A 23,515-nucleotide genomic window follows, 5' to 3' on the forward strand; every position below is an offset into this window, starting at 1 on the left:
AGGAGAACCACATGACCTCACGCGAAGCGGTCGGCGCGAGCGCCGTGGAAGACGGCGGCACGATCAGCCGCCAGCAGTGGCGGTGGTCCGTGCTCGCGGGCATGGCCTCCTACCTGGATGCCGGGTCGATCGTCGCCCTCGGTGCCGGTCTGGCCCTCTTCCAGAGCTACCTCGGCCTGTCCGAGGGCGCGGTGGGCGCGCTCGCCGCGATCGGCCCGAACGCCATCGGCTGTGCGATCGGCGCGTTCATCGGCGGCCGGCTGGGCGACAAGCTGGGCCGGAAGCGGATCTACAAGTACGACCTGCTGGTCTACGCGGCCGGCATCCTGTGCATCGCGCTCGCGGTCAACACGCCGATGCTGTTCATCGGCACGTTCGTCGTCGGGGTCGCGGTCGGTGCGGACGTGCCGACGTCGCTGGCGCTGGTCGGCGAGTTCTCCCCGTCGAAGGCACGCGGCAAGCTCCTCGGTTTCACCCAGGTCGCGTGGAACCTCGGCCCGGTGATCGTGCTGTTGCTGTCGCTCGCGCTCACGCCGCTGGACCTGCTGGGCACGCGGATCGTGTTCCTGCACCTGTTCGTGATCGCGCTGGTCACCTGGGCCATGCGCCGGGGCCTGTCCGAATCCGCGCGCTGGACCTCGGCCGCCTCCACGAAGGACGTCAAGTACCAGCTGAAAGCGCTTTTCCGGGGCGCCCACCTCAAGGCGCTGCTGTTCACCGGGCTCGTCTACGTGTTCTGGAACATCGCGGCGGGCACGTCGGGGATCTTCACGCCGTACGTCATCAAGACCCTCAACGCGGGCAGCCAGGCGGCCAGCGTCGCGCTGTCCTGCGCCGGGTTCGTGATCGGCATCCTGGTCACCACGCTGGTCTTCATGCGCTTCGCCGACCGCAGCCACCACACGCGCAAGTGGATGTGGGGCATCGGCGCGATTATGCAGATCGTCGCCTACGGGCTCTACGTGGTGCTGCCGTTCAACGTCCCGGTGATCATCGCCAACATCGTGCTGTTCGGCGTCGGCTGCTCGCTCGCCGGTGAGGCGTTCTACAAGGTGTGGAGCCAGGAGCTGTTCCCGACGATGCTGCGCGGCACCGCGCAGGGCTTCACCTTCGGCGTCGCCCGGACGTTGCTGGGTGTGTGGAGCTTCTTCCTGCCGACGCTGGCCAGCGGCGGGTTCACCCTCGCCGGCGGTCTGCTCACGCTGTTCCTGGTGATCAGCGGCGGCGTCGGGTTCTTCTTCATGCCGAACACCTCGGGCAAGTCGCTGGAGCAGATCGAGGCGGAGCGCACCACCGCATGAGCTCCGACGAGCTGCTGACCCGGTTCACCGATCCCGGCCCCGAGTTCTCGCCGCTGCCGATCTGGTGGTGGAGCGGCGGCCGGGTCACCGGGGACCGGATCCGGTGGCAGATGGAACAGCTGGTGTCGCAGGGCGTCCGGCAGGCGGTGGTGATGTGCCTGGCGCCGACCGGCCCGATGTTCGGTTCGCTGGCCGACGATCCGCCGTTCCTCAGTCCGAAGTGGATCGAGCTGCTGGACGGCGCCTGCGCCGACGCCGCCGAGCTGGGGTTCCAGCTGTGGATGTACGACCAGATCGGGTTCTCCGGGGCGAACTTCCAGGGCCGCCTCACCGCGGCCCACCCGGAGTTCGCCGGGCTCGCCCTGCACCGGGACCCGGACGGCACGATCAGCCACCGCGTCAGCGGCTTCGACTACTTCAACCCGGACGCCTGCGCGGCGCTGCTCGACCAGGTGCACGGCGAGCTGGAGCGGCACGTCGGCCGCTGGTTCGGCACGGTGATCCCGGGCTTCTTCCAGGACGAGCTGCCACCGCTGCCGACCTGGGGGCACGACTTCGCGGAGACCTTCGCGGCCGAGTACGGCTACGACCTGGTGCCGCGGCTGTCCGCGCTGTACGCGGGCGACGACGCGGAGTCGGCCGGGATCCGCCGGGACTACCAGGAACACCGTGCCCGGCTGGCGCGGCGCGCGTTATTCGGTCCACTGGCTCAGTGGCTCAGCCACCGCGGCCTGATCTGCGGGTTCGACCAGGCGAGCCCGGCCCGCGAAGGCGATCCGGTGGGCGGTGTCCGGATCTACGGCGACTACCTGGGCACGCACTCCGGGTTCGGCGCGCCGGGCAGCGACCACTGGGGCGACGCGAAGGTGCACAGCTCGCTCGCCCACGCGCACGGGCACCCGCGCACCTGGATCGAGGCGTTCCACTCGTCGGGCTGGGGCGGCACGCTCGAGGAGACCTACGACTGGCTCGCGCCGTTCCTGCGCCGCGGCGCCACGCTCTACGACCCGCACGCGGTGTACTACTCGACGGCGGGTGGCTGGTGGGAGTGGGCGCCGCCGTCGACCTGCTGGCGGCAGCCGTACTGGCCCGCGTACTCGCAGTTCTCCGGCGCGGTGAGCCGGTTGTGCTCGGTGCTGACGGCGGGCACGCACTGCTGCGACGTGGTGCTGCTGTCGCCGACCAGCACCGCTCAGGCCTACCTGACGCTGGACGGCCCGCTGCCGCCCGCGGAGCGCGCGGCGGCCACGTTCCACGCCCTCAACGGGGTGGGCACCTGGTTCGCCGAGGAACGCGGGGTGCTGGAGCGCGCCGGGATCGACCACGACACGTTCGACGAGGCCACGATCGCCTCCGGGGAGGTCACCGCCGACGGGCTGCGGATCGGGGCGGAGACCTACCGCGCGGTGGTGCTGCCCGAGGTCGAACTGCTGCTCCCCGCCGCGGCCGCTCGCCTCGCGGAGTTCGCCGCGGCCGGCGGGACCGTCGTCTGCGTGGGCGGCGGCGCAGTGGCGGGCGCGATCACGGTCGCCGAGCCCGAGGACGTTCCGGCGGTGCTTCCGAAATCCCGGATCCGGTCCGACGTGCCGTTCCTGGTCCGGCGGCACGGCGACCGGCTCGTCCTGCTGCTGACCGCGCACGACGAGCGCAGCGGCACCCGGGCGCCGATCGTCGACCTCGACCGCGAAGGCTGGACGGACACGGGTTTTCCTTGGGACGAGTACTGGCGGCAGCTGCGCGCGAACGGGTACGAGTTCGTGTCGCCCTCGGACCGGGTGGCGCGGGTCAGCGGGGTGACCGGACGGGCCCAGCAGTGGAACCCGCGCACCGGGGAGCGCACGAACGTCCCAGTCGTGCACGGTTCGGTCGAGGTCGCCTTCACCGACGGGCCGATGACGCTGCTCGTCTTCGGCGACGACCTGCCCGCGGCCACGCACACGCCGCCGGGGCCGGTGGTGCGGTCGGTGCTCCTGGACGACTGGCGCGGGCTGGCGGAGTCCACTCTGGACAACCGGCACGGCGACCTGGCCGCGCCGTCCCGCACCGGCGTGCTGCCGATCGAGGTCTGGCGGCTGGGTGACGAGCTGGCCGGGTACGGCGTGTTCGCGGAAGCCCGGGACGCCGATGGGTGGCGGCCCGTCACGTGGTCGCTGTCCCGCGGCATCCGCGACGACCCCGGGCACGCGGAAGCGCTGGGCCCCAAGGGTTACGTGCCCGAGGAGTTCCTCGACTGGCGGCACGTGCGCACCGGGGAGACGGTCGGAATACGAACGTATCTGCCCCTGCCCGAGCGCGACGGTCTGTTCCTCGCCGTCGGGGCGAGCGCGGCGCGGCGGGTGTTCGTGGACGGTGCGGAGGTGCCGGTCGACCGGCCGGGGTACAAGTCGTTCAGCCCGCTTCCGGCCAGCCGGACGGTGCGGGTGGAGATCGAGTTCACCGCGGACCAGGACGGCCCACTGCGGGCGTCGTTCGCGGTGGTCACCGATCCTGCCGCCTACCGCAGGCCGGAATGGCTGGCGGGCGGGGAGATCCACCGGACCTTCCACCTCGACGAGATGCCCAGTGACGCAACGGTGCAGGTCGCCAGCGAGGAGGCCTGCCGGGTCCTCGTCAACGGCGCCGAGGTGGGCAGGCAGGGCGATTTCAACCCCTACCCCGGGTTCCGCGAGATCCGCATCCACCCGTATGACCTGCGCGAACACCTCCGCCCCGGGGAGAACACGCTCACCCTGATCACGACCGGCCCGGTCGCCGTGGACTCGCGCGATCCGCGCCTGGTCAGCGGACCGGACTGGGGCGAGGTGCGTCGCCTGCACCGGCGCGACCCGCGGTTCCTGTGCCGGTGGGCGCGGCCGCACCCGCTGCCCGGCGCGCACTGGCTCGAACCCGCCGCCGCGCCCGGCGAGGTCGTCGTGCCGGTGATCCCCGACGTCGCGCCGGGCGGGGAACGCACCGAGACGCTGACCTTCCCGGCCCCGCTCGGTGCGGTGGCGCTGCGCGTCCCGACCGATCTCGACGTGGTCGTCCGGATCGGCGAGGCCGAGTACAAGCCGGTCGACCAGCGAGTCCGCTTCCCCAAGCCGTTGCGCGCCGGCACCCCCGTCGAGCTGCGGTTCCGCGCGGTGGACGGGCGCCGGGGTGGCGCGCTGCTGGACGCGGGACTGGAGGTCGAGACCGCCGAAGCGCCGGTCGAGCTGCACAGCTGGGAGGACCTCGGACTGCGTGCGCTCGGCGGCCTGGTCCGGTACCGGACCACGTTCGAGGCGCTGCCCGACCTCGGCGTGCTCGACCTCGGCGAGGTGCGCGGCACGGCCGACGTGGTGGTCAACGGCCGGCTCGTCGACCGCCTGGTCTGGGGACCCTGGCGGTCCGAGATCTCGGACGCGGTCCGGGATGGCGTCAACGAACTGGAAATCGTCGTCCGCGGGACGCTCGCCGGGTACCTCGACGACGCGTCGCCCACGATGGCCGTGGCCGCCGGGCAGGTCCGCACGGGCCTGTTCGGGCCGGTGCGGCTGGTACAGCACGAGAAGGAGAGCGATCGTTGACCGTCACCGCCGTCCGCTTCGAGCACCACGACGTCCCGCTGGGCATCGGCACCGGCACACCGCGCCTGTCCTGGCAGGTGCGCACGGACGACCCGGACTGGGCGCAGACCGCGTACGAGGTCGAGCTGAACGGGTCGACGACGGTGCGGGTCGAATCGGCCGACCAGGTGCTGGTGCCGTGGCCGTTCGAACCGCTGCCGTCGCGGACCAGGGCGACCGTGCGCGTGCGCGTCGGCGACGAGTGGTCGGAGCCGGCGACGGTGGAGACCGGGCTGTTGCGGCCGGAGGACTGGTCGGCGCGCTTCATCAGCCCGCGCACGATCGGCGGCATCGGGCAGCGCGCGCCGATCCTCACCCGCCGCGTGGAGCTGCGGCCGGGCATCGTGTCCGCCCGGCTGTACGCGACGGCGCACGGCGTCTACACCGCGTCGATCAACGGTTCCCGCGTCGGTGACGAGGTGCTGGCGCCCGGCTGGACCAGCTACGCGCACCGGCTGCGCTACCAGACCCACGACGTCACCTCGCTGCTCCGCGAGGGGACCAACGACCTGGAGTTCCTGCTCGGCAACGGGTGGTTCCGCGGTCGGCTCACCTGGTCCGGCCGCCGCGCGCTCTACGGCGACCGGCTCGCGCTGCTGGCGCAGCTGGAGGTGACCTACGCCGACGGCACCACCGAGGTCATCAGCACCGACGAGCGGTGGTCGGCGACGGAGAGCCGGATCACCTCCGACGACCTGTACGACGGGCAGCACACCGACCTGACGCTGACCGAGTCCGAAGCGGACGAGGTCGAGGTGGTGGACGCCGACCTCGGCCGGCTCGTCGCGCCCGAGGGCCCGCCGGTGCGGGTGACCGAGGTGGTGCCCGCGGTGCGGGTGTGGGCCTCGCCGTCCGGGAAGACGCTGGTGGACTTCGGGCAGAACGTCGTCGGCTGGGTGCGGCTGCGGGTGCGGGACGCCCGCGAGGTCACCGTGCGGCACGCGGAGGTGCTGGAGGACGGCGAGCTGGGCGTGCGGCCGCTGCGGTCAGCGAAGGCGACCGACACCTACGTCCTGCCCGGCGGCGCCGAGACCGTGCTGGAGCCAAGCCTGACGTTCCACGGTTTCCGGTACGCGGAGGTGTCCGGAGTGGACGATCTGCGAGCCGCGGACCTGGAAGCCGTGGTGGTGCACAGCGATCTGCGCCGCACCGGCTGGTTCAGCTGCTCGGACCCGGACCTGGAGAAGTTCCACGAGAACGTCGTGTGGGGCATGCGCGGCAACTTCCTCGACGTGCCGACCGACTGCCCGCAGCGCGACGAGCGGCTCGGCTGGACCGGCGACATCCAGGTCTTCTCGCCGACCGCGAGCTTCCTCTACGACTGCGCCGGGTTCCTGCGCTCGTGGCTGGCCGACCTCGCCGCCGATCAGCGTCCGGACGGCGCGGTGCCGTTCGTGATCCCGGACGTGCTGCCCGGCGACAGCCCGACCGCGACGGCCTGGGGTGACGCGGCGGTGATCGTGCCGTGGGTGCTCTACCAGCGGTTCGGCGACGCCGAGGTGCTGGCGCGGCAGTTCGACAGCATGCGCGGCTGGGTCGACAAGATCGCGTCGCTGACCACCGACGGCGTGTGGGCGGGCGGGTTCCAGTTCGGCGACTGGCTCGACCCCACCGCACCGCCGGACGACCCGTTCGCGGCGAAGGCCGACTCCGACGTGGTCGCGACGGCGTATCTCGTGCGCTCGGCGGAGATCGTGGCCGCGGCAGCTGAGGTGCTGGGCCGGGACGGTTCGAAATACCGGACGCTGTCCGAGGAGACGCGCGCGGCGTTCGTCCGGGAGTACGTCACCGGGTCGGGGCGCGTGCTCTCCGACGCGCCGACCGTGTACGCGCAGGCGATCGAGTGGGCACTGCTGCCGACGGAGGAGCAGCGGGCGGTCGCGGGTCGACGACTGGCGGATCTCGTGCGCACCAACGGCTTCCGCATCGCGACCGGGTTCGTCGGCACGCCGCTGATCACGGACGCGCTGACCACGGCCGGGTACCCGGAGCTGGCGTACCGGCTGCTGCTGGAGCGGGGGTGCCCGTCGTGGCTGTACCCGGTGACGATGGGCGCGACGACGATCTGGGAGCGCTGGGACAGCATGCTGCCGGACGGGTCGATCAACCCGGGTGAGATGACCTCGTTCAACCACTACGCGCTGGGTGCGGTGGCCGACTGGATGCACCGCACGGTCGCCGGGCTGGCGCCGGCCGCGCCCGGGTACCGGTCGATGGTGGTGCGCCCGGTGCCCGACGCGGCGCTCACCCACGCCTCGGCCCGCCACGAGACGCCCTTTGGTGCGGCTTCGGTGGCCTGGCGACGGGCGGACGGGCAGCTGACCCTGGACGTCGTGGTTCCGCCCGGCACGCGGGCCGAAGTGCACGTGCCCGGCGGCCCGGTGACCGAGGTCCGGCACGGCACGCACAGCTGGACGGTCGACGACCCGTGCCTGTCGCAGCCACACGTGCGGACCATTCGTGAGCTGATCGGCTCGCCGAAGTGGGCGGAGGCGGTGTCGCTGCTGGTCGAGCACGGACTCGCCGAGGACGCGGTGGACGCCGCGCACCGGGCGGGCCGCTACCTGGACCGCCCGGCGCCGGAACTGGCGGACTTCCTGGCGATGAAGACCCTCGACGATGGGTCGGTCGCGCGGCAGGCGCTGGAGAAGCTGCTGGAGTGAGCCCGCGTCGCCCGGGGTGGCTGCTGAAGCGAGCCGGCCGTCGCCCACCCCGGCGACGGCCACTCCGGCACGGCCGGACCGCTACCGGAGTCAGCCGGCATCAACCACTCCAGTCGCGCCCCGCCGCCCGATTGAATCCGCCCCAGCCACGGCCCCACCGCAACGAGAGCGAACCCCCGCCAACCACTCCAGTCACCACCGCGACCCGAGCGAGCCGGCATCAACCATCCCGGCCGCAGCCGCACCACCAGCCGACCGAACCCGCGCCAGCCGCCCCGACCGCCATCGCACCCGCGCCGTCCCAACGAACCGGGGTCAACCACCCCGGCCGTAGCCGCCCCCACCACCCGACCGAAGCCGCGCCAGCCACCACCGCGACCGGAGCGAACCGGCATCAACCACCCCAGCGACGGCCGTACCGCCACCCGACCGAACCCCCGCCAACCACCGCTACCCGAGCGCACCGACGTCAACCACTCCGGTGACAGCCACCCCGCGGGGCGCGTCATCGGCACCCATACTGGGGGCCATGAACCAGCCGGAGCCGTTGTTCAGCTCGTCCCGGGCCTTCCGCGTGTGGCGCTACGGCGTCGAGCACTCGGAGCTGGTCCTGCGCACCGACGACGACCCCGACGAGCCGGTCGAGCTGCTGTTCGAGGGCGTGCTGTCGGTGCACTTCGATCAGCTGTGGTTCACCGGCCTGGTGGTCGGCCGCGCGGAGGACCAGATCCTGCGGAGCCCCACCGTCGACATCCCGCACCTGAAGGTCGAACTCGGGTCCGCGGGCCACGCCGCGCAGGTCGTCTGCCGGAGCCTGACCTGCATCGGCGGGATCCACCCAGACGGGAAGATTCTGTGGACCGTCACCGCACCTCGTCCGAAATCCCGGATCACCGCCGACATCCCGGCAGTCGAACGGGCCTGACTGCGGGTGGCGCGAGTCACCAGCGACAATGGAGGACGTGACCGCGACCCTGAGCAAGCCCGCACTGAAGATCGGCCCGTACGAGGTCGATCCCCCAGTGGTGCTCGCGCCCATGGCCGGCATCACGAACGTCGCGTTCCGGCGGTTGTGCCGCGAGTACGGCGCCGGGCTGTACGTGTGCGAGATGATCACCGCGCGCGCCGTCGTCGAGCGGCACCCCGGGACCATGCACATGATGGCCTTCGACCAGGGCGAATACCCCCGGTCTATGCAGCTCTACGGCGTGGACCCGAAGACCATGCGGGAAGCGGTCAAGATCATCGTCGGTGAGGGGCTGGCCGACCACATCGACAGCAACTTCGGCTGCCCGGTCGCCAAGGTCACCCGCAAGGGCGGCGGCGCGGCGCTGCCGTACAAGCGGAAGCTGTTCGCGCAGATCGTGCGGGCCTCGGTGGAGGCGGCCGAGGCCGCGGGCGTGCCGTTCACGGTCAAGTTCCGGATCGGCATCGACGACGACCACCACACCTTCCTCGACGCCGGCCGCATCGCCGAGGCCGAGGGCGCGGCGGCGGTCTCGCTGCACGCCCGCACGGCCGCCCAGCGCTACTCCGGCAAGGCCGACTGGAGGGCGATCGCCCGCCTGAAGGAGGCCGTGCGGACCATCCCCGTGCTGGGCAACGGCGACATCTTCACCGCCGACGACGCGCTGCGGATGGTGGCCGAGACCGGGTGCGACGGCGTGGTCGTCGGACGCGGGTGCCTGGGCCGGCCGTGGCTGTTCGGCGAGCTGGAGGCCGCGTTCGCCGGCCGCCCGATCCCGGAGGGGCCAAGCCTGGGCGAGGTCGCGCGGGTGCTGCGGCGGCACGCGGAGCTGCTGGTCCAGCACGACGGCCACGACAAGGCGATGCGCGACCTGCGCAAGCACATGGCCTGGTACTTCATGGGCTTCCCGGTGGGATCCGGGCTGCGGCGGCGGTTCGCGATGGTGTCGTCGATGGACGAGCTGGACGAGCTGATCGCCCAGCTGGACCACGCGGCGCCGTTCCCCGCGGACGCCCTTGGCCCGCGCGGACGCCAGGGCTCACCCGGCAAGGTCACGCTGCCACACGGCTGGCTGAACAACCCGGACGACGACCTGGTGCCCGAAGCAGAGGACATGCACTCGGGCGGCTGACGTCCGGCACAGTCGCTCGAGGTCCACGGGAATCGCCCAGGTGATCGATCCGAGGACATTTATCCGGGCGGCTAGCGCCCGGCGCGCCGTCTCGCGCGGTCGAAATCGGCGTGCTGCACCGGGTTGGCCGCCCAGTAGTCCTCCGGGATGCGGCGGAGCGCGTCGACCAGGTAGCCGAAGTGGGTTTCCGCGAACGGGTCCCGGTTGAGGATCTCGAGCGCGCGCGGCACCAGGTACGGCACCCCGATCTGCTGCCCGAGCAGGATGCGCACGCCCTCGGCGTCCAGCTCGTCCAGCGGGACCTGGCGCATCCGGTAGCAGGTCCGGATCAGGTAGCTGGTGTCCGGCGGCGGGTCGCCCCAGTAGTCGTCCTCGAGCTGCTCCAGCGACCGGCCCGTCACGGGTCCTTCCGTTCGCTCGCGCCCAGGGCGGCGCGCAGTTCGGCGATCTCCCGGCTCAGCTCGGCGATCTGTGCGCGCGTCACGGTTTGCGACGTCGCCTCGGCCTCCTCGACCCGGCGGACCAGCCACGACGCGAAGGTCGCCGTCACCACGCCGAGCAGCGCGATGCCCGCGACCATCAGCCCGACCGCGATCAGCCGCCCGGTGCCCGACACCGGGTAGCGGTCGCCGTAGCCGACGGTGGTGATCGTCGTGATCGCCCACCACAGCGCGTCCGGGAAGGTCTTGATGCCGGCCTCCTCGACCGGCCGCTCCGCTTCGAGCACGGCGAGGGCCGCGCAGAAGACGATCAGCACCGTCGCGCCCACGAAGTACACGACGACCCGTCCGCGCAGGGCGAGCGCGGCGGTGCGGTTGAGGACGTTCAGCATCGCGACGAGGCGCAGCAGCCGCAGCGGGCGGAGCAGCGGGAGCACGATGACCAGGAGGTCCAGTACGTGCCGCCGGAGGAAACGCGGTTTGTCGCGCGACTGGACCAGTCGCACGACGTAGTCGAGCGCGAACAGCCCCCACGTGAGCCACGTGACGACCTCGCACCACAGACGGCCGGTGCTCCCGAGCGACGGCTGGAGGATCGGCCAGGCGTAGGCGGCCAGGAACACCACCGCGACGCCCGTCAGCGGCCACTCCATGCGCTTTCCCACATGTCCCACTCCCGTCGGTCGGCGCGATCGTCGCACGGACCGGCGCGGTGATCCGGATCATTTCGCCCGGATCGTTACCCGCTTTCTGGTAGACACCATGATCGATGGGCAAGCTGACCAACCGCGCCAGGGCGAAGGCCGACTACTTCTGGTTCATCGGCTCGCGTGAATGGCCGGTGTTCGTGTCCGCCCTGGGCGTGTTGCTCGGCCTCGTCACGCTCGTGCCCAGCGCCGTCGGCATCGTGCTCTCGGGGGTCGCGCTCGCGCTCGGCGTCCTGACCCTCACCCGCGACATCCGCATGCTCCGCGGCCGCTGGGCCGCCTACGAGTTCGCCGCGATCGCCGCGCCCTTCCCGCACGCGGACGTCCCACCGCCCGCGAGCTACCCCGAAGCCCGGTACCTCCACCTGACCGGACGCGGAACCGCCCTGGTCAGCGATGCCATCGACCGAGCACTGTGGACACAACGGTTCTCGGTCGAGGTCGCGCCGGACCCGTATCGCCTGCCCGCCGAACTCAAGGCCACCGCGCCGTACGTGCTGCCGTTGCGCGCGCACGGCCGGTTGCTGTTCAACGGCAAGGTGGTCGGCATGCGGGTGAGCCGCTGCCGTCGGTCGGGCACGGCGCGCCGATCCGGCTGCAGCGCACCCGGTTCTTCGACGCGCAGTGCTCCAACGAGCTGGCGACCCTGCGGATCGCGCGCCGGGACACCGACCAGGTCTTCGACCTGCGACGACACATGATGGTCGACACCGCGGGCCGGCTGCACACGCTCGCCGAGAGCCGGCTGGCGGACATCGTCGGGGTGTCAACGGTGGCGGTCACCACCGACGGCTGCGTACTGGTGGTGCTCCAGTCCAACCGGAATTCGGCCAGCCAGTCGCTGCTCGCCCCGTCGGGCAGCGGATCGCTGGAGCCGCGCGACCTCGACGGCGACGACCTGCACGACGTGGTCCGCGCCGGGATGGAACGCGAGCTGTGCGAGGAGACCGGGCTGCGCCGCGACGAGATCGTGCGCACGACGATCACCGGGTTCGCCCGCTGGATGGACCGCGGTGCGAAGTCGGAGTTCTTCGGGCTGACGGAATTGTCGGTGACGCGGCAGGACCTCGTGACGCGCCGTCCGAGCCGGTCGGAGCGCGATTTCACGGCGGCGATGCGGTTCGTGGAGATCGACCTCGCGGCGTACGGGCGGGAGCTGGCCGCGGGTGCGGACCTGCCGTCCCTGCCCGCGCTGATCACCGACAGCGGTTCGGTGCCGCTGCTGCTGGCGCTGCGGGCGGCCGCGCGGTGGACGGTCCGCGCCGAGCCGAAGGAGGGCGATCGTGTTCACCCCTGACAGTCGTGCGCGGTTGCGCGACGCCTTGATCGCGGTGGCGCACGCCGACGAGCGGGTCAGCGGTGCGGCGCTGACCGGGTCCGCGTCCGTTGGACGAGAGGACCAGTGGTCGGACATCGACCTGGCGCTCGCGGTAGCTGAGGACCGTGAGCAGGTCGTGGCGGACTGGACCGACCGGATGTACCGCGAGCACCGCGCGATCCACCACTTGGACCTCGGCGTGTTCCGGGTGTTCCTGCTGCCGGACACGCTCCAGGTCGACATCGCGTTCTGGCCGGAGGCCGAGTTCGGCCCGACTGGTCCGACATTTCGGACGCTGTTCGGCATGCCGCACGAGCCGCCGCGGATTCAGCCGCCGTCGGCGGAGCACCTGATGGGCATGGCGTGGCTGTACGCGCTGCCCGCCCGGTCCAGCATCGCGCGGGGCCGGGTGTGGCAGGCGGAGTACATGATCAGCGGCGCACGTGATCAGGTGCTCGCGCTGGCGTGCCTGCGTCACGGGGTGCCGGCCGTGCAGGGACGCGGGGTGGACGACCTGCCCGCGGACGTCCTGGCGCCATTCGCGGACACCCTGGTCCGGACCGTGGAGCCGGCCGAGCTGCGGCGCGCGTTCGGGGCGGTCGTGGAACCGCTGCTCGCCGAGGCAGCACAGGTCGACGTGGCGCTCGCGGCCCGGCTGTCGGGGCCGCTCCGGGAGCTGGTCAGCTGACCTCGACGGTGACGAGGGTGACGTTCGCACCGGCGAGCCGGATGGTGAACGTGCCGGTGCGGGTCGGGGTGACGTCGAGGTCCTCGGGCTCGGTCGGGGCGACGTCGGCGTTCGCGTCCGGGTAGGCGTCGACCACGATGTCGTCAGCGCGGTCCGAGGTGACGTTCACCTGGAGCGGCTGCCCGACCTTCCCCGGCACGACGAGGTTCGCGGGATCCACCTGCCCGTTCCGGTAGGCGACGTCGACGATCGACGCGCCGGCGCTGGTGGGCGGCGCGGAGGTGGGCGCGGCCTGGTCGTCGCCACCGGACGAGCAGCCGGCGGCGGCGAAGGCGATCAAGGTCGTTGCGAGAACACGGCGCACCATCCGACCCAAGCTAGGCCGGATGGCGGCGGCGCGCAGGGCGAAGACCACGTCGGAGTGATCCCGGGGCGTTGTCCTGTGCGGACTCAGGGCCGTGGTGTCCGCTCACCGTGGGTGGCGGTGTACTCGGCGGCGAGCCAGGGGGCCAGGTCGTCGATCAGCATCGCGAGGATCGCCGGGTCGGCGGTGGGTTCGCGGGCGGTCCGGGCGGCGGTGCGCATCTGTTGGCGGCGGTCCGGGTAGTAGTGGCCGAAGAGTTCGGCGGATCGGGCGAGGTCGCTCGTCCAGCCGCCCCAGCGGGGCATGACCAGGGTGAAGCCGGTGCGGACGATCCGGCGCGCGACCGTGCGGCTGAGGGTCTGGCGTTCGCGGTCGGTCACCTCGGCGGCGCGCTTGCGCCAGTCCGGGAGCAGCGCTCCGAGATCGCCGTTCGTCTCGCGCGCGAGCACCGACGTGGGGCGATAGCGGGGCAGGTGCTCGGCGAGGTCGGGGCCGAGGAGGGGCGTGCACAGGCAGGCGACGAAGAAGCCGCCGTCGTGGCGTTCGGCGTCGCTGAGGAGTGTGCGGGCGCTGTCGAGTTGGATGCCGGCGCCGTTGATCTGGGGGAACTCGCGGTCGAGGGCGTCCTCGATGCGCCCGGCCTCGCGCCGGTCGGCGTCGGTGGGCTCGTCGTGGAGGGCGAGGAGGGCGTCGAGGTCGGAGGTGCCGGGGAGGGCGGTGCCGCGCGGGACGCTGCCGTAGAGGTAGGCGCTGTGAAGCCGCACGAAAGTCCCAACGACGCGCCTCCGAAACGCCTCCACGACGGGGGCGAACTCTGTGGACACGCGATCCAGAGAGCCTTCGCGCGCGATCGTCCCGTCCCGGTCTAGACCTCGATCGTCCACCTGACTACTGTGCCCTGCGTTCGTCTTGCGGGCGGGTAACTTCTGCCGGATGTGGGACATCCTCGGCGACCTGGTGGCTGCGTTGATCGGGACGCCGTCCCCCGAACGCGAGCCCGGCCGGCGCCGGGAACGTGTCTCGGTGAGGCGGCGGGAGGCGTTCGAGATCAGGCTCAGATGCGCGCTGCGGTGGCCGGCTGGCGGGGTGCCGTGTTGGCGGTCGGGCAGCGAGGTTGTTCGGATTCCCCCGAACCGTGGATGATCACAGCTTGCCTTCCCCCTGATCGCACATGCCGCTACGCACTCGCGGGAGCATCGTCGGCGGCTTCGCGTTCGGCCAGGGACTCGTCCAGCAACTCGAACAGCACGTTGATGGCGTGCGCGTTCTCGTCGGCCGTGAGGTCGAAGCCACGTGAGCGGAAGGCTCCATCAGGAAATGCGAGCCACAGCACTTCGGCGCTCCAGACCAGAGGGCTCCTCTCGAGGCCGCGCCTCCGCAAGACCCAGTCGTGAAATTCGCGCAGCCATCCGCCGCCGTTGCGCATGGCGTGCTGGTCGTATCCGGTGATGAAGGAACTGATCGCGTGGTAGGTCCCGCGCTCGACGAACATGCCGGGCCGCCGCCCCACATTCGCGAAGAACTCCCGTTCGCTCATCGTCTCGAGCGACGTCATGTCGATCTCCCCTGAGTTGAGTCGAACAGAGCATACGAACGGACGCGCTGCACAGGCGCAAGCGAGCCTCGGGCGAGGTTCGGGCGGCAGGGCCGCTGATGACGTCACGACGGTTGGAGCGGGAGGTGTGCCGGGGCCGACGGCCTAGGCGGAGCGGCTCCCGAAGCTCGTCGAGGAGCACCGCCGTGGCCGCATGATGTTGCTGGAGACAGCAGAAGGGGCGCCTCCCGAACCCGGATGGCACCCCTTCTGACCTGCGGAGAGCGGATGACGGGAATCGAACCCGCGTTCTCAGCTTGGGAACCATAGCCGGAGGCCAGGAAAACGGCCCTGACCTGTGGTTCTTAGTGTGCGCGGGGTACCCCTGTTGACCGTGGTTGACCGGGGCATGTTGTTGGCATGTTGCTGAGAGCTGCCCTCGCTGACGGCTGGCGCTGAGGTGATCTCGTCGCGGCGCGGGTTCACCCCTGCCAGGCCGGGTGGCGCCGGTCAAGGGTTTGCCGGAGGCCGCGAAGCGCCCTTGACCGGTGCCGGCCGGGCTGGCTGCCCTCGGGCGCGCCGTGAGGAGGTCACCGGACTGGTCCTCCCCTGATCTCCGAAGCGGTGCCGGGGTGCGGGGCGGAGCCCCGGGCTTTGAACTTTCACGTTGCACTCCTGACCTGAACAATTAGGTGGTGGCAGAGCTAACTAATGCGGATCAGGTACTCGTGGTGGCCGGGCGGTCGATCTCCCTGCGCGATGCGATCGCGACGCTAGAGGGGTACCCGGAGCGCACGCCGCCGCGCTACGACTTGCCGGGTCCGGGCGACCCGTACCTGTTGACTCCGGCCGAGGTGATTCGGACTCGGGTTGTGCGCTCCCGGATCGGTGGCCGGGAGGTGGACTGGTTCGTCGAGCAGGCGAAGGATGCGCCGTGGGTCGCACCGGGCAGTGACCTTCGTGATGCTGATCCTGGGACGCGCGGAGGTCTCTATGACGCGATGACCTCGCTGTACCGCCACTTCATGGATGCTCGGCCGCGCGGGGTGAGCCACGCGAAGGTAAGCAAGGTCCTGCACGTGAAGCGTCCTGCTCTGTTCCCGATCCTCGACCAGCACGTCTTCACCGCCTATAGGGCGGAAGCGCGGACGCAGGGGGCCAGGTACCCAGAGCTGGGGTTTCGCTCGATCACATGGGCGGCAGTGCGAGCGGATCTCCTAGCGGCTACGTCGTCCGGCGCGCTTGTTCGCCTTCGGGAGATGGTGGCCGCTCATGCCGAGGAGAAGGTCAGGCGGCTGTCGGCGGTCACGGACCTGCGTCTGCTGGACATGCTGACCTGGTAGTTCACTAGCCTGCGTCGCACGCTCGCGCTGGGCCGCCGGCCGAAGCGGAGCGGCAGGCCGAGCGGCCAGCGGCGCGCTTGCGCGCCGCTCTTGATCCCATAGAGCCAGATTCGGCAGCTAGATAGAGGAAGTGTGGCCGGTCTAGCAGGGACTCGCGAGGATCCGTAAGCTATGACACCTCGGAGAGGCCAGGGAGATATGTACATTAGACGAGTCGTACTACGAGGAATCAAAGGTTTCGAAGACGCTGATTTTAACTTCGCACCTGACGTGGATCGCTATCCTGGCTGGGCTGCAATCACTGGGGATAACGGATCCGGTAAAACTTCACTATTGAAGGCCATTGCCGTTGCCCTGCTGGGCCCCGACCAGGTGCGTTCATTGCTACCCGACTTACGAGGCTGGGTACAGGATGGACTAGAACGCGGCACCATTTCCGTGGAAGTCAAACCCCATCATGAATATGACAAAACCCGACAGGGAGGCAATCCCGTAGCAGGAACATTTTGGGCCGAGGTTGAGATTGAACGACAGGGGCCGGTCTACGAGATAACTCCAGCTGACGTCTTCCGCCACAAAAAGAAGGGCGCAATAAATGGCCCTTGGCAGCAATCGACTCAAGGATGGTTCACACTGGGCTACGGCCCCTTCCGCCGCCTGTACGGCAGCTCCCCAGATGCTCAGCGTCTTATGGTCATCCCTGGCCGCGTTCCCCGATTCGCAACTCTGTTTAAGGAGGACGCTACGCTCGCAGAAGGTGAAGAGTGGATAAAGCAGCTTCAGTATAAGAAACTTGAAGAGCGCGAGCACGAGCCACTTGTACTAGAGGCGCTCTTGAGCCTTCTTAGTGATGAGTTCCTTCGGAATGGCATCACGATCCACCAAGTTGATTCAGAAGGCGTATGGATCAAAGATTCCGCCGATCGCATTATGCCACTGACGGATATGAGCGATGGCTATCGTTCCGCAGTAGCCATGTTGATCGATATCTTTCGCCACATGGTGGAAGTGTACGGCCCACGCGACCTGGTCATCAGAGATGATTCAGGAAAGTTTGTGGTTGACCGGCCTGGGGTCGTAATGATCGACGAGGTTGACGCTCACCTCCATCCCGCCTGGCAACGAGAGATCGGTTTCTGGCTAAAGAGCCATTTCCCTCGTATTCAGTTTCTAATCACCACACACAGTCCCCTAGTTTGCCAAGCAGCCGATAATGGGAGGATTTACCACCTGCCTCAACCAGGCGAGGGTGCGCCGTTTATGATTGATGAGCATCAATTTAATCAAATCGTCGCTGGCCGCCCTAATGAGATCCTGTTGACATCGGCATTCGGGCTAGACCACACACGGTCACCCCGAGCCGTGACGGCTCGAGAGCGACGTGCTCGCTTGCTGGCGAAGCAGCGGCAGCTCCCCCTTTCCGGCATGGAACTCGAAGAGATGCGTCAACTTGATCTATTCGCTGAAGTCGAGGGCTAAAATTGAGACGGCTACACCGCGTCGAATTGAAGCTACAAGACAGACTTGCGCTCTTTCGCAAGACAAAGAGCATCGCGAATGCATCGGTTGCAGACACGCGAGCCGCCTGGAAGAGATTTCGTGCCACGAAGGCTTCGGAACCAATCAATGAGGCCTTGGCATCCATGGCTGGATCTCGCGTGCGCTGCGCCTACTGTAGCGATTCGTTCGCATCAGATGTTGACCACTTCAGACCGATTGCCACGTTCCCTCAAAAGGCATTCGATTGGGAAAACATGATTCGGGTTTGTACGACATGTAATCGAAAGAAGGGAGAAAGATTCCCCCTAGGCGGCGACGGAGAGCCCCGACTTATCGATCCCACTACGGAGGACCCGTGGTCACATCTAACTTTAGATCCTCAAACAGGGTTCATAGCACCCAGATATACCTTAGCTGGGTTTGATGAATTTGGCGAGGCAACATTAGCGATTCTAGAAACGATCAACTTCGAGGCCGCGACGGAGGCCAGAAGGAAGCAAGCTCGTCGCTTACTAGGGGCCATGAAGTTTGTACTCGACGACGATGATTCTCGAGAATCCAGAAGGGAATTGAGCATCGAAGTTGCGAACGACGAACTCGGAATCTCACGCTGGTATGCCCACTGGGAAGGCTCAGCGGAGGAATTCCCGATCCAGTTGCAGGCTAAATATCTTCTGACTTGGAAGGCGTTTGTCCGGAAAGCTGCTAAAACCACCTAGCGGATTAGCCGCGATGATCAGTACCATCTGGCCGCGAAAGCCCATGAACGAAGATTTCTCGTCAAGCTCTCTGGCGATGTTGAAGCGGAAGGAACCCTCCATTACAGGAACCCTCCCTTGGCTTTGTTCTGCCCGACTGGAAAACGTTCAAGATGCGGCCGAAACTCCAAACTCGCATCCTCGGAAAAGTCGCGTCCTAAAGGTTCCTTTGCCCAGGCGGCGAACCAGTTGAGCTTCGATGAGATCGAGGGGTCGTAGCTGGCTTTATTTCTTGAGAAGGATTAGCGACAGCAATTGACTTATCGTCATGCTTCTTCGCTCGCGGCATGCGGCGGGCTGTCCCATCGTTTTCTTCCCACTCTTGGCAGTGGTGAAGTAGCGTTATGAGGCCTCTCCCGTCAAGTTTCGCGTAGTCGGCCCAATCGACCAGGTTTAGGTGCTCCATGACGTTGTAAGCGCCGTCGCTCGCGATAACGAACCATCGAGTGTCGCTGAGTGATCGTGCTGTCAAAACGGCCTGACGTGCGACAAGGGGATCTGCCTCCGCGATCCAGTAACCGCCTGGCTTATTGCGGTACTGGGCCTGCTGCGTTTGTAGTTCGCGGAGCAGTGCGCGGTGTTCGTCGTCGTAGCCGTGGCCGGCGGCGAGGCGTTCGCGGTACTTGCGGCGGGGTTCGAGGTCCAGGCGGTCTATCCGGTCGTCGGTCAGGATTTCGCCGCCGGGGAGGATCACCGTGTTGTCGCCGAGAAGCAGCAGGTCAAGGTGCTCGTCGCGTTCGCGGGCGATCGTGACCGTGCTGGATGGCGACTCCCCTGCTCGAAGGTCGTAGTGCGCCGCGGTGGCCTTGATGCCTTCGGCGAGGATTTCTTGCAGGTCGGCGGCTGGATCGGCGGTGAGGGCAGCGGCGAGGAGGCGGCCGAGGTAGTCGGCGTAGGCGGAGGCTGGGACGGGCACGGGGACGAAGGCGGATGCTCCGTCGAGGAGGATGACGGCGTGCGGGGTCACGAAGATCTTGTCGGCGCTCTCTTCCATGGGCGGGAGTTGCGCGGTTGTGACTCGCATGTGTTCACCAAACGTAGGGTCCTGCGGCCAGTTCGCTGTCGGTGATGGTCAGCCCGTCGTAGGTCGCTCGCGCGACCAGCGACATCGGCTGCTGTCCAACCTGCCGGAACACGTCGGCGAGATGCGCTCGGAGGTAGTGCGTCGCGCCGAGTGATCCGATGCCGTGGATACCCGCGATGTGGATGATCACACGGTTGTCGATCATGTGCCGGGCCACATACGCCACGTCGGCCGACTGCGGCTGAGGCTCGTCGCTGGGTGAGCCGAGCCGCGTACCGTCCTCGCGCTGCTCGATCCACCACCGGCCGTCGTCCTCGATCATCGCCAAGGCGGGATCACGGGAGAGCAGATCAGCGCCGATGGGAGCGGACTTCGGTCCGCATACGACGATCGTGTCTCCCGCCGGCGGCTCGGTCCGGTCGGGCTCGATCTGGTAGCGGGAGGTGGCGAGGGAGAGCGCGGTCAACACGGCTTCGAGCTGGTTGGCGGTCTCGGCGTCCTCGGCCGCGATCAGCGGGCGTTCACGGTCGGTCGTCTGGTAGCGGTACGGCACGCCGATGCTCACCGGGCCGACCCCGAAGAACGCGCGCTCGGCGGCGGGTGCCGTGCTGCGGATCTGCGTGATCCGGCCCTTCGTGATGCCGAGCGCTCCGGCGATCTCGGTGTAGCTCATACCGAGCTCACGGTGCGCTTCCTCGATCGCGGCCTTCCGGAGCCGCGCCAGCTCGGTCGCTCGCTGCTGGTAGGTCGTGAGCAGCTCAGTTGCGCGCTTGCCCCGCCGAATCGGGTCGGGGTCGCGCCGGACGCTGTCGAAGTCCTCGGTGCTCACGAGGTCGGAGTTTAGACCCCCTTGACGCCTGCCGTTAGGGGCCGGTACATTGCTGTTTAGACCCCCTAGACACGGCAGGGCGCACTATGGATCGGGTGTTTAGGGGTCTAAACCGGCCGAGAGGGCCACGACACGAGGAGTTCGAAGAGATGGCGATCAGCAGGGGGCACCGGTTCCCGGTCGAGTTCGATGAGGCGTTTCCGCAGGGTCTGGTGATGGTGGGTGAGGTGTCGCCGGACAACGAGTACCAGTCGCGGGAGGACCGGGCGGCGGGTCGTCCGGCTCGTCAGCGGGTGGACGAGATCACGGGCAAGCGGCAGTGGAAGGTGACGGTGACCGACCCGTCGGAGCCGAATGCAAAGCGGGCTTCGTTCGAGGTCACGTTGCTGGCGGACGTCCAGCCGGTGCCCACCACCGGTGAGGTGCTGCCGGGTATGCGGCCGGTCGAGCTGGAGGGCTTGACCGCAGAGCCGCGTGTGGCTGGGAACGGCGAGTTCAAGTACCAGTCGTACGTGTACCGGGCGTCCGGGTTCAAGGCGGCCAACGCGGGTGGCGGCCGGGGCAAGTCGCAGGGCGGGCCGGCTGAGTCGGCCAAGGCCGCGTGACGGGTGTGGTCACGATGACCTGTCACGACACCAAGCCACCCAAGTTTCCGCTGAACGAGCAGCCGGGTCCGCCGGGCTACATGTACGAGAACGTCGCGAACCACGTGGCGGCGCGGATCGAGGCCGGGGACCTGCCTCCGCACACGCCGCTGGCGAGCGAGCGGGAGTTCGCCAAGGAGTACGGCGTCTCGCTCGGCACCGCCCGGCACGCGATCGAGATCCTGCGCAAGCGCGGCCTGGTGATCACGATCCCGTCCAAGGGCACGTTCGTGACGGACCGGCGGAGTTCCTGAACCCGGCACGGGGACGAGTGAAGGAGCGTGACCGTCCCGCTCGTCTCCGTGCCATCCCACCCACAACCACGAGGGGAGGTGATGGTGGTGTCGCCGAGGCTACCGCGCTCCCGACGCCGCTGGTTCATCCGGCGTCGGTGCTGGATCTGCGGAGAACGGCAACGAGTGATTCGAGGCAAGGTGCTTGTTTGTAAGGCCTGCCAACGGAAGTCGGCCGAAGGCCTCTGAGTCCGGATAGGACGAAAGCTAACGCGCGAACGGTTCGTGCGGCGATGTCGTGCGCCCCGATTCACGTCCCGAGTTGTTAGGCGCAGAAGCGGAACCTGGCTACCAACCTCTCCCGCTTCTGCGCTGTCCACACCTGACGGAGCAGACGTTGAAGACCATAGACAACCGTACACAACCAGCGTCAAGAGACCGCGTCCCGGCGCGGTGCAGTGCGTGCCGCAAGTTCGCCCGTTTGGCACCGGGGGACACTGAGTGCGCTACGTGCGCGGGGCGGCTGCCCCTGGACATTCCGTCTGGGGGTGGCCGCTGATGGACGCGCACACCCTCGGAGTTCTCCTGCTCGGCAGCGGTGCCCTGGCCGTGGTCGTCTGGGTGCTGCACAAGCTCGGCAAGGCACTCGCCGGCCTCGCCGAAACCCTCGCCGCGGTGGCGGTGGTGTTCCTGGCGTTGTGGTGGCTGTGCAAGGGCGCGTTCTGGGTCGTCGCGCAGATCGTGATGCACCCCCGCACCAGCCTCACGGTGGTGGCGGTGGCGGCCTGGTGCTACTGGCTCGGCTGGCTCTCGCTGGTCGTCACCCTGACCGTGGTGGCCTCGGGGCTGGCGTCGTGGCGGTGGTTCCACCTCGTGTCCTACGACCAGTGGGCCGGGCGCGTGCTGCGGACGTGGTGGCAGAAGTGGGCGATTTACATGCCCAAGCTGCCGGAGTGGCTGCACGCCTGCGGGTTGAGCGTCAAGGACGACGCGATCCCCGTCGACGTGACAGTGACGCTGGTGGGGCGCAAGAAGGTGTCCCGGGAGCAGCGGTCGGCCGGGGTGCGGGTGCCCAGAGTGAAGCGGGTGCGCTCCGGGCCGTCCTGGGATGAGGTTCAGGTCCGGTTGATGCCAGGGCAGAAGCCGGAGGACTTCGACGACGCCGCCCGTGCTCTGGCCTCCGCCCGGAAGGTCAGCCGGTGCCAGGTGCGGGAGATCGCCCCGAACGTGGTCTCGATCGACTTTCAGCGCCGTAACTTGCTCGCCGCGCCCGTGCCGTGCCCGGAGGTCGGGGAGCGGGCGGTGGATCTGCGGCGGGTGTGGTCCGGGCGCACCGAGTACGGGCAGGACTGGCATGTCCCACTGCACGGCTCCGGCAGTCACACCCTGGTCGCCGGGGCGAGCGGTGCGGGGAAGAACTCGATGATGTGGTGCCCGCTGGTGTCGATCGCTCCGGCGATCCGGGATGGCCTGGTGCGGGTCTCGGGGATCGACCCGAAGGGCATGGAGTTGGCGTACGGGCGCGGAATCTTCCATCGCTACGCGGTCACCCCGAAGGACGCGCTGGCGGTGCTGGATGACCTGGTGGCCTCGATGGACGCGCGCAAGACGGAGTTCGCCGGGCGGGTCCGCTCGGTCCCGATCACCAGTGAGCATCCGTTGGAGCTGGTCGAGTTCGACGAGATCGGGGCTTTGACCAAGTACACCGACCGCAAGACGCGTGAGCAGATCGTGGAGCGGGTGGCGCTGCTGACCACGCAGGGCCGGGCGCTCGGGTTCACCGTCCGCGGCTACGTGCAGGAACCGACCAAGGACACAGTGCCGGTGCGGGAACTGTTCCCCCGCCGCATCTGCCTCCGCGTCACCTCGAAATCCCACGTCGGGATGGTCCTTGGTGACCAGGCGTATGAGCGGGGTGCGTGGGCGAACCGGATCGCCGAGACCGAAGCCGGCGTCGGCTACGTCTGGGGCGAAGGACTGCGCGAACCCCTGCGGGTCCGGGCCGGATGGGTGCCCGACGACACCGTGAAGGCCCTGGAAGCGTTCGTCACCGGCCGCATCGCTTCGATCGGGGGTGCGGCGGCATGACCAGCCACGACGTGGTGCCCTACCTCGATGCGCTGCGGGACCACCTCGCCAAGCATGCGGTGCCCTCGCCCGTCTCGGTCGAGTGCACGACCTGGCGGGAGCCCGTGGCGGTGCACCTGCACGAGGTCGGTTTGGACGGGCTCGCCTCCGCGCTGCTGGGCTGGGCTCGAACGCTCGACGGCGTGACCGTGACCGCCACCCGGCTCGAGGATGCCCCGTCCGTGCATCTGACCGTGGTGGGTCGGATGGCGACCGGAGTTCCGGTGCACGTCTGGGGTGCCGTGCGGTACGAGCGGGCGCTGTTCCCGGATCTGCCGCGTGGGGTGGAGCAGGACGTGGAACTGGCCACCCTGCACGGCTGGGCACGGCGGGAGGTGGCCGCGTGAGCACTCGTG

Annotated in this window: 21 protein-coding genes and 1 pseudogene; 14 read left to right on the top strand and 8 right to left on the bottom strand. The window is 68.8% G+C overall.

The window, feature by feature from the left end; genetic code table 11:
* Nucleotides 1-11 precede the first annotated feature (11 nt).
* The 5 genes from D0D28_RS15265 (at nucleotide 12) to dusB (ending at nucleotide 9,650) form a co-directional block, all read left to right on the top strand.
* A complete protein-coding gene (locus tag D0D28_RS15265) occupies nucleotides 12-1,301 on the top strand; it encodes an MFS transporter (protein ID WP_116111018.1) in 1,290 nt (429 codons plus the stop codon).
* Nucleotides 1,298-4,849 carry a hypothetical protein gene (locus D0D28_RS15270; RefSeq protein ID WP_116110999.1) on the top strand — a complete coding sequence of 1,184 codons (3,552 nt, stop codon included), beginning with the start codon at nucleotides 1,298-1,300 and terminating at the stop codon, nucleotides 4,847-4,849. Before D0D28_RS15265 ends, D0D28_RS15270 begins: the two co-directional genes overlap by 4 nt.
* Complete coding sequence (locus D0D28_RS15275) at nucleotides 4,846-7,551, top strand: glycoside hydrolase family 78 protein (RefSeq protein ID WP_116111000.1); 2,706 nt, start codon at nucleotides 4,846-4,848, stop codon at nucleotides 7,549-7,551. Before D0D28_RS15270 ends, D0D28_RS15275 begins: the two co-directional genes overlap by 4 nt.
* A gap of 529 nt (nucleotides 7,552-8,080) precedes the next feature.
* Nucleotides 8,081-8,476 (top strand): hypothetical protein, encoded by a 396-nt coding sequence (locus tag D0D28_RS15280; protein WP_094006414.1) that lies wholly within the window; start codon nucleotides 8,081-8,083, stop codon nucleotides 8,474-8,476.
* Nucleotides 8,477-8,504: 28 nt separating this feature from the next.
* A complete protein-coding gene (gene dusB, locus D0D28_RS15285) occupies nucleotides 8,505-9,650 on the top strand; it encodes a tRNA dihydrouridine synthase DusB (protein WP_116111001.1) in 1,146 nt (381 codons plus the stop codon).
* Nucleotides 9,651-9,721: 71 nt separating this feature from the next.
* Here the strand turns inward: dusB and D0D28_RS15290 are convergent, their stop codons facing one another.
* Together D0D28_RS15290 and D0D28_RS15295 are read right to left on the bottom strand one after the other, a co-directional pair.
* Nucleotides 9,722-10,051, bottom strand: coding sequence for a contact-dependent growth inhibition system immunity protein (locus D0D28_RS15290; RefSeq protein ID WP_094006416.1), 330 nt, complete (start codon nucleotides 10,049-10,051; stop codon nucleotides 9,722-9,724).
* The gene (locus D0D28_RS15295) at nucleotides 10,048-10,743 is read right to left on the bottom strand and encodes a potassium channel family protein (RefSeq protein WP_116111002.1); all 696 of its coding nucleotides are present in this window, start codon (nucleotides 10,741-10,743) and stop codon (nucleotides 10,048-10,050) included. The genes D0D28_RS15290 and D0D28_RS15295 overlap by 4 nt, the downstream gene beginning before the upstream one ends.
* Nucleotides 10,744-10,859: 116 nt before the next feature.
* Here D0D28_RS15295 and D0D28_RS37640 point away from each other — a divergent pair.
* Together D0D28_RS37640 and D0D28_RS15305 are read left to right on the top strand one after the other, a co-directional pair.
* Nucleotides 10,860-12,094: pseudogene (locus D0D28_RS37640) on the top strand (hypothetical protein).
* Complete coding sequence (locus D0D28_RS15305) at nucleotides 12,081-12,803, top strand: nucleotidyltransferase domain-containing protein (RefSeq protein WP_116111003.1); 723 nt, start codon at nucleotides 12,081-12,083, stop codon at nucleotides 12,801-12,803. Before D0D28_RS37640 ends, D0D28_RS15305 begins: the two are co-directional and overlap by 14 nt.
* Here the strand turns inward: D0D28_RS15305 and D0D28_RS15310 are convergent.
* The 3 genes from D0D28_RS15310 to D0D28_RS15320 all read right to left on the bottom strand — a co-directional run bounded on the left by D0D28_RS15310 (nucleotide 12,796) and on the right by D0D28_RS15320 (nucleotide 14,722).
* Nucleotides 12,796-13,170: a hypothetical protein gene (locus D0D28_RS15310; RefSeq protein WP_162831073.1), complete on the bottom strand. Its 375-nt coding sequence runs from the start codon at nucleotides 13,168-13,170 to the stop codon at nucleotides 12,796-12,798. The two genes, D0D28_RS15305 and D0D28_RS15310, sit on opposite strands and share 8 nt — an antisense overlap.
* A gap of 83 nt (nucleotides 13,171-13,253) precedes the next feature.
* A complete protein-coding gene (locus D0D28_RS15315) occupies nucleotides 13,254-13,931 on the bottom strand; it encodes a nucleotidyltransferase domain-containing protein (protein ID WP_240323215.1) in 678 nt (225 codons plus the stop codon).
* A gap of 413 nt (nucleotides 13,932-14,344) precedes the next feature.
* Nucleotides 14,345-14,722: a hypothetical protein gene (locus tag D0D28_RS15320; RefSeq protein WP_094006422.1), complete on the bottom strand. Its 378-nt coding sequence runs from the start codon at nucleotides 14,720-14,722 to the stop codon at nucleotides 14,345-14,347.
* 674 nt (nucleotides 14,723-15,396) lie between these two features.
* Between D0D28_RS15320 and D0D28_RS15325 the strand changes: the two genes are divergently transcribed.
* From D0D28_RS15325 to D0D28_RS37645, 3 genes are all read left to right on the top strand, one after another.
* Complete coding sequence (locus tag D0D28_RS15325; RefSeq protein WP_198958268.1) at nucleotides 15,397-16,044, top strand: DUF6308 family protein; 648 nt, start codon at nucleotides 15,397-15,399, stop codon at nucleotides 16,042-16,044.
* 198 nt (nucleotides 16,045-16,242) lie between these two features.
* A complete protein-coding gene (locus D0D28_RS15330; RefSeq protein WP_255407916.1) occupies nucleotides 16,243-17,523 on the top strand; it encodes an AAA family ATPase in 1,281 nt (426 codons plus the stop codon).
* 164 nt (nucleotides 17,524-17,687) lie between these two features.
* Nucleotides 17,688-18,263 carry an HNH endonuclease gene (locus D0D28_RS37645; RefSeq protein ID WP_094006436.1) on the top strand — a complete coding sequence of 192 codons (576 nt, stop codon included), beginning with the start codon at nucleotides 17,688-17,690 and terminating at the stop codon, nucleotides 18,261-18,263.
* Here the strand turns inward: D0D28_RS37645 and D0D28_RS35660 are convergent.
* From D0D28_RS35660 to D0D28_RS15345, 3 genes are all read right to left on the bottom strand, one after another.
* Nucleotides 18,177-18,365, bottom strand: coding sequence for a hypothetical protein (locus D0D28_RS35660; protein WP_162830573.1), 189 nt, complete (start codon nucleotides 18,363-18,365; stop codon nucleotides 18,177-18,179). The two genes, D0D28_RS37645 and D0D28_RS35660, sit on opposite strands and share 87 nt — an antisense overlap.
* 94 nt (nucleotides 18,366-18,459) lie before the next feature.
* On the bottom strand, nucleotides 18,460-19,296 hold the full coding sequence (locus D0D28_RS15340) for a hypothetical protein (protein WP_205413273.1): 837 nt from the start codon (nucleotides 19,294-19,296) through the stop codon (nucleotides 18,460-18,462).
* 34 nt (nucleotides 19,297-19,330) lie between these two features.
* Nucleotides 19,331-20,155, bottom strand: coding sequence for a hypothetical protein (locus D0D28_RS15345; protein WP_116111006.1), 825 nt, complete (start codon nucleotides 20,153-20,155; stop codon nucleotides 19,331-19,333).
* A gap of 149 nt (nucleotides 20,156-20,304) precedes the next feature.
* Between D0D28_RS15345 and D0D28_RS15350 the strand changes: the two genes are divergently transcribed.
* The 4 genes from D0D28_RS15350 to D0D28_RS15365 all read left to right on the top strand — a co-directional run bounded on the left by D0D28_RS15350 (nucleotide 20,305) and on the right by D0D28_RS15365 (nucleotide 23,506).
* Nucleotides 20,305-20,760 (top strand): hypothetical protein, encoded by a 456-nt coding sequence (locus tag D0D28_RS15350; RefSeq protein WP_116111007.1) that lies wholly within the window; start codon nucleotides 20,305-20,307, stop codon nucleotides 20,758-20,760.
* Between the two features lie 14 nt (nucleotides 20,761-20,774).
* A complete protein-coding gene (locus tag D0D28_RS15355; RefSeq protein WP_240323216.1) occupies nucleotides 20,775-21,053 on the top strand; it encodes a winged helix-turn-helix domain-containing protein in 279 nt (92 codons plus the stop codon).
* A 537-nt stretch (nucleotides 21,054-21,590) separates the two neighbouring features.
* Nucleotides 21,591-23,120: an FtsK/SpoIIIE domain-containing protein gene (locus tag D0D28_RS15360; protein WP_116111008.1), complete on the top strand. Its 1,530-nt coding sequence runs from the start codon at nucleotides 21,591-21,593 to the stop codon at nucleotides 23,118-23,120.
* Nucleotides 23,117-23,506 (top strand): hypothetical protein, encoded by a 390-nt coding sequence (locus D0D28_RS15365; RefSeq protein ID WP_116111009.1) that lies wholly within the window; start codon nucleotides 23,117-23,119, stop codon nucleotides 23,504-23,506. The genes D0D28_RS15360 and D0D28_RS15365 overlap by 4 nt, the downstream gene beginning before the upstream one ends.
* The last annotated feature ends 9 nt before the right edge of the window (nucleotides 23,507-23,515 follow it).

The sequence above is a fragment of the Amycolatopsis ruanii genome (assembly GCF_003385175.1).
Taxonomy (GTDB): Bacteria; Actinomycetota; Actinomycetes; order Mycobacteriales; family Pseudonocardiaceae; genus Amycolatopsis_E; species Amycolatopsis_E thermalba.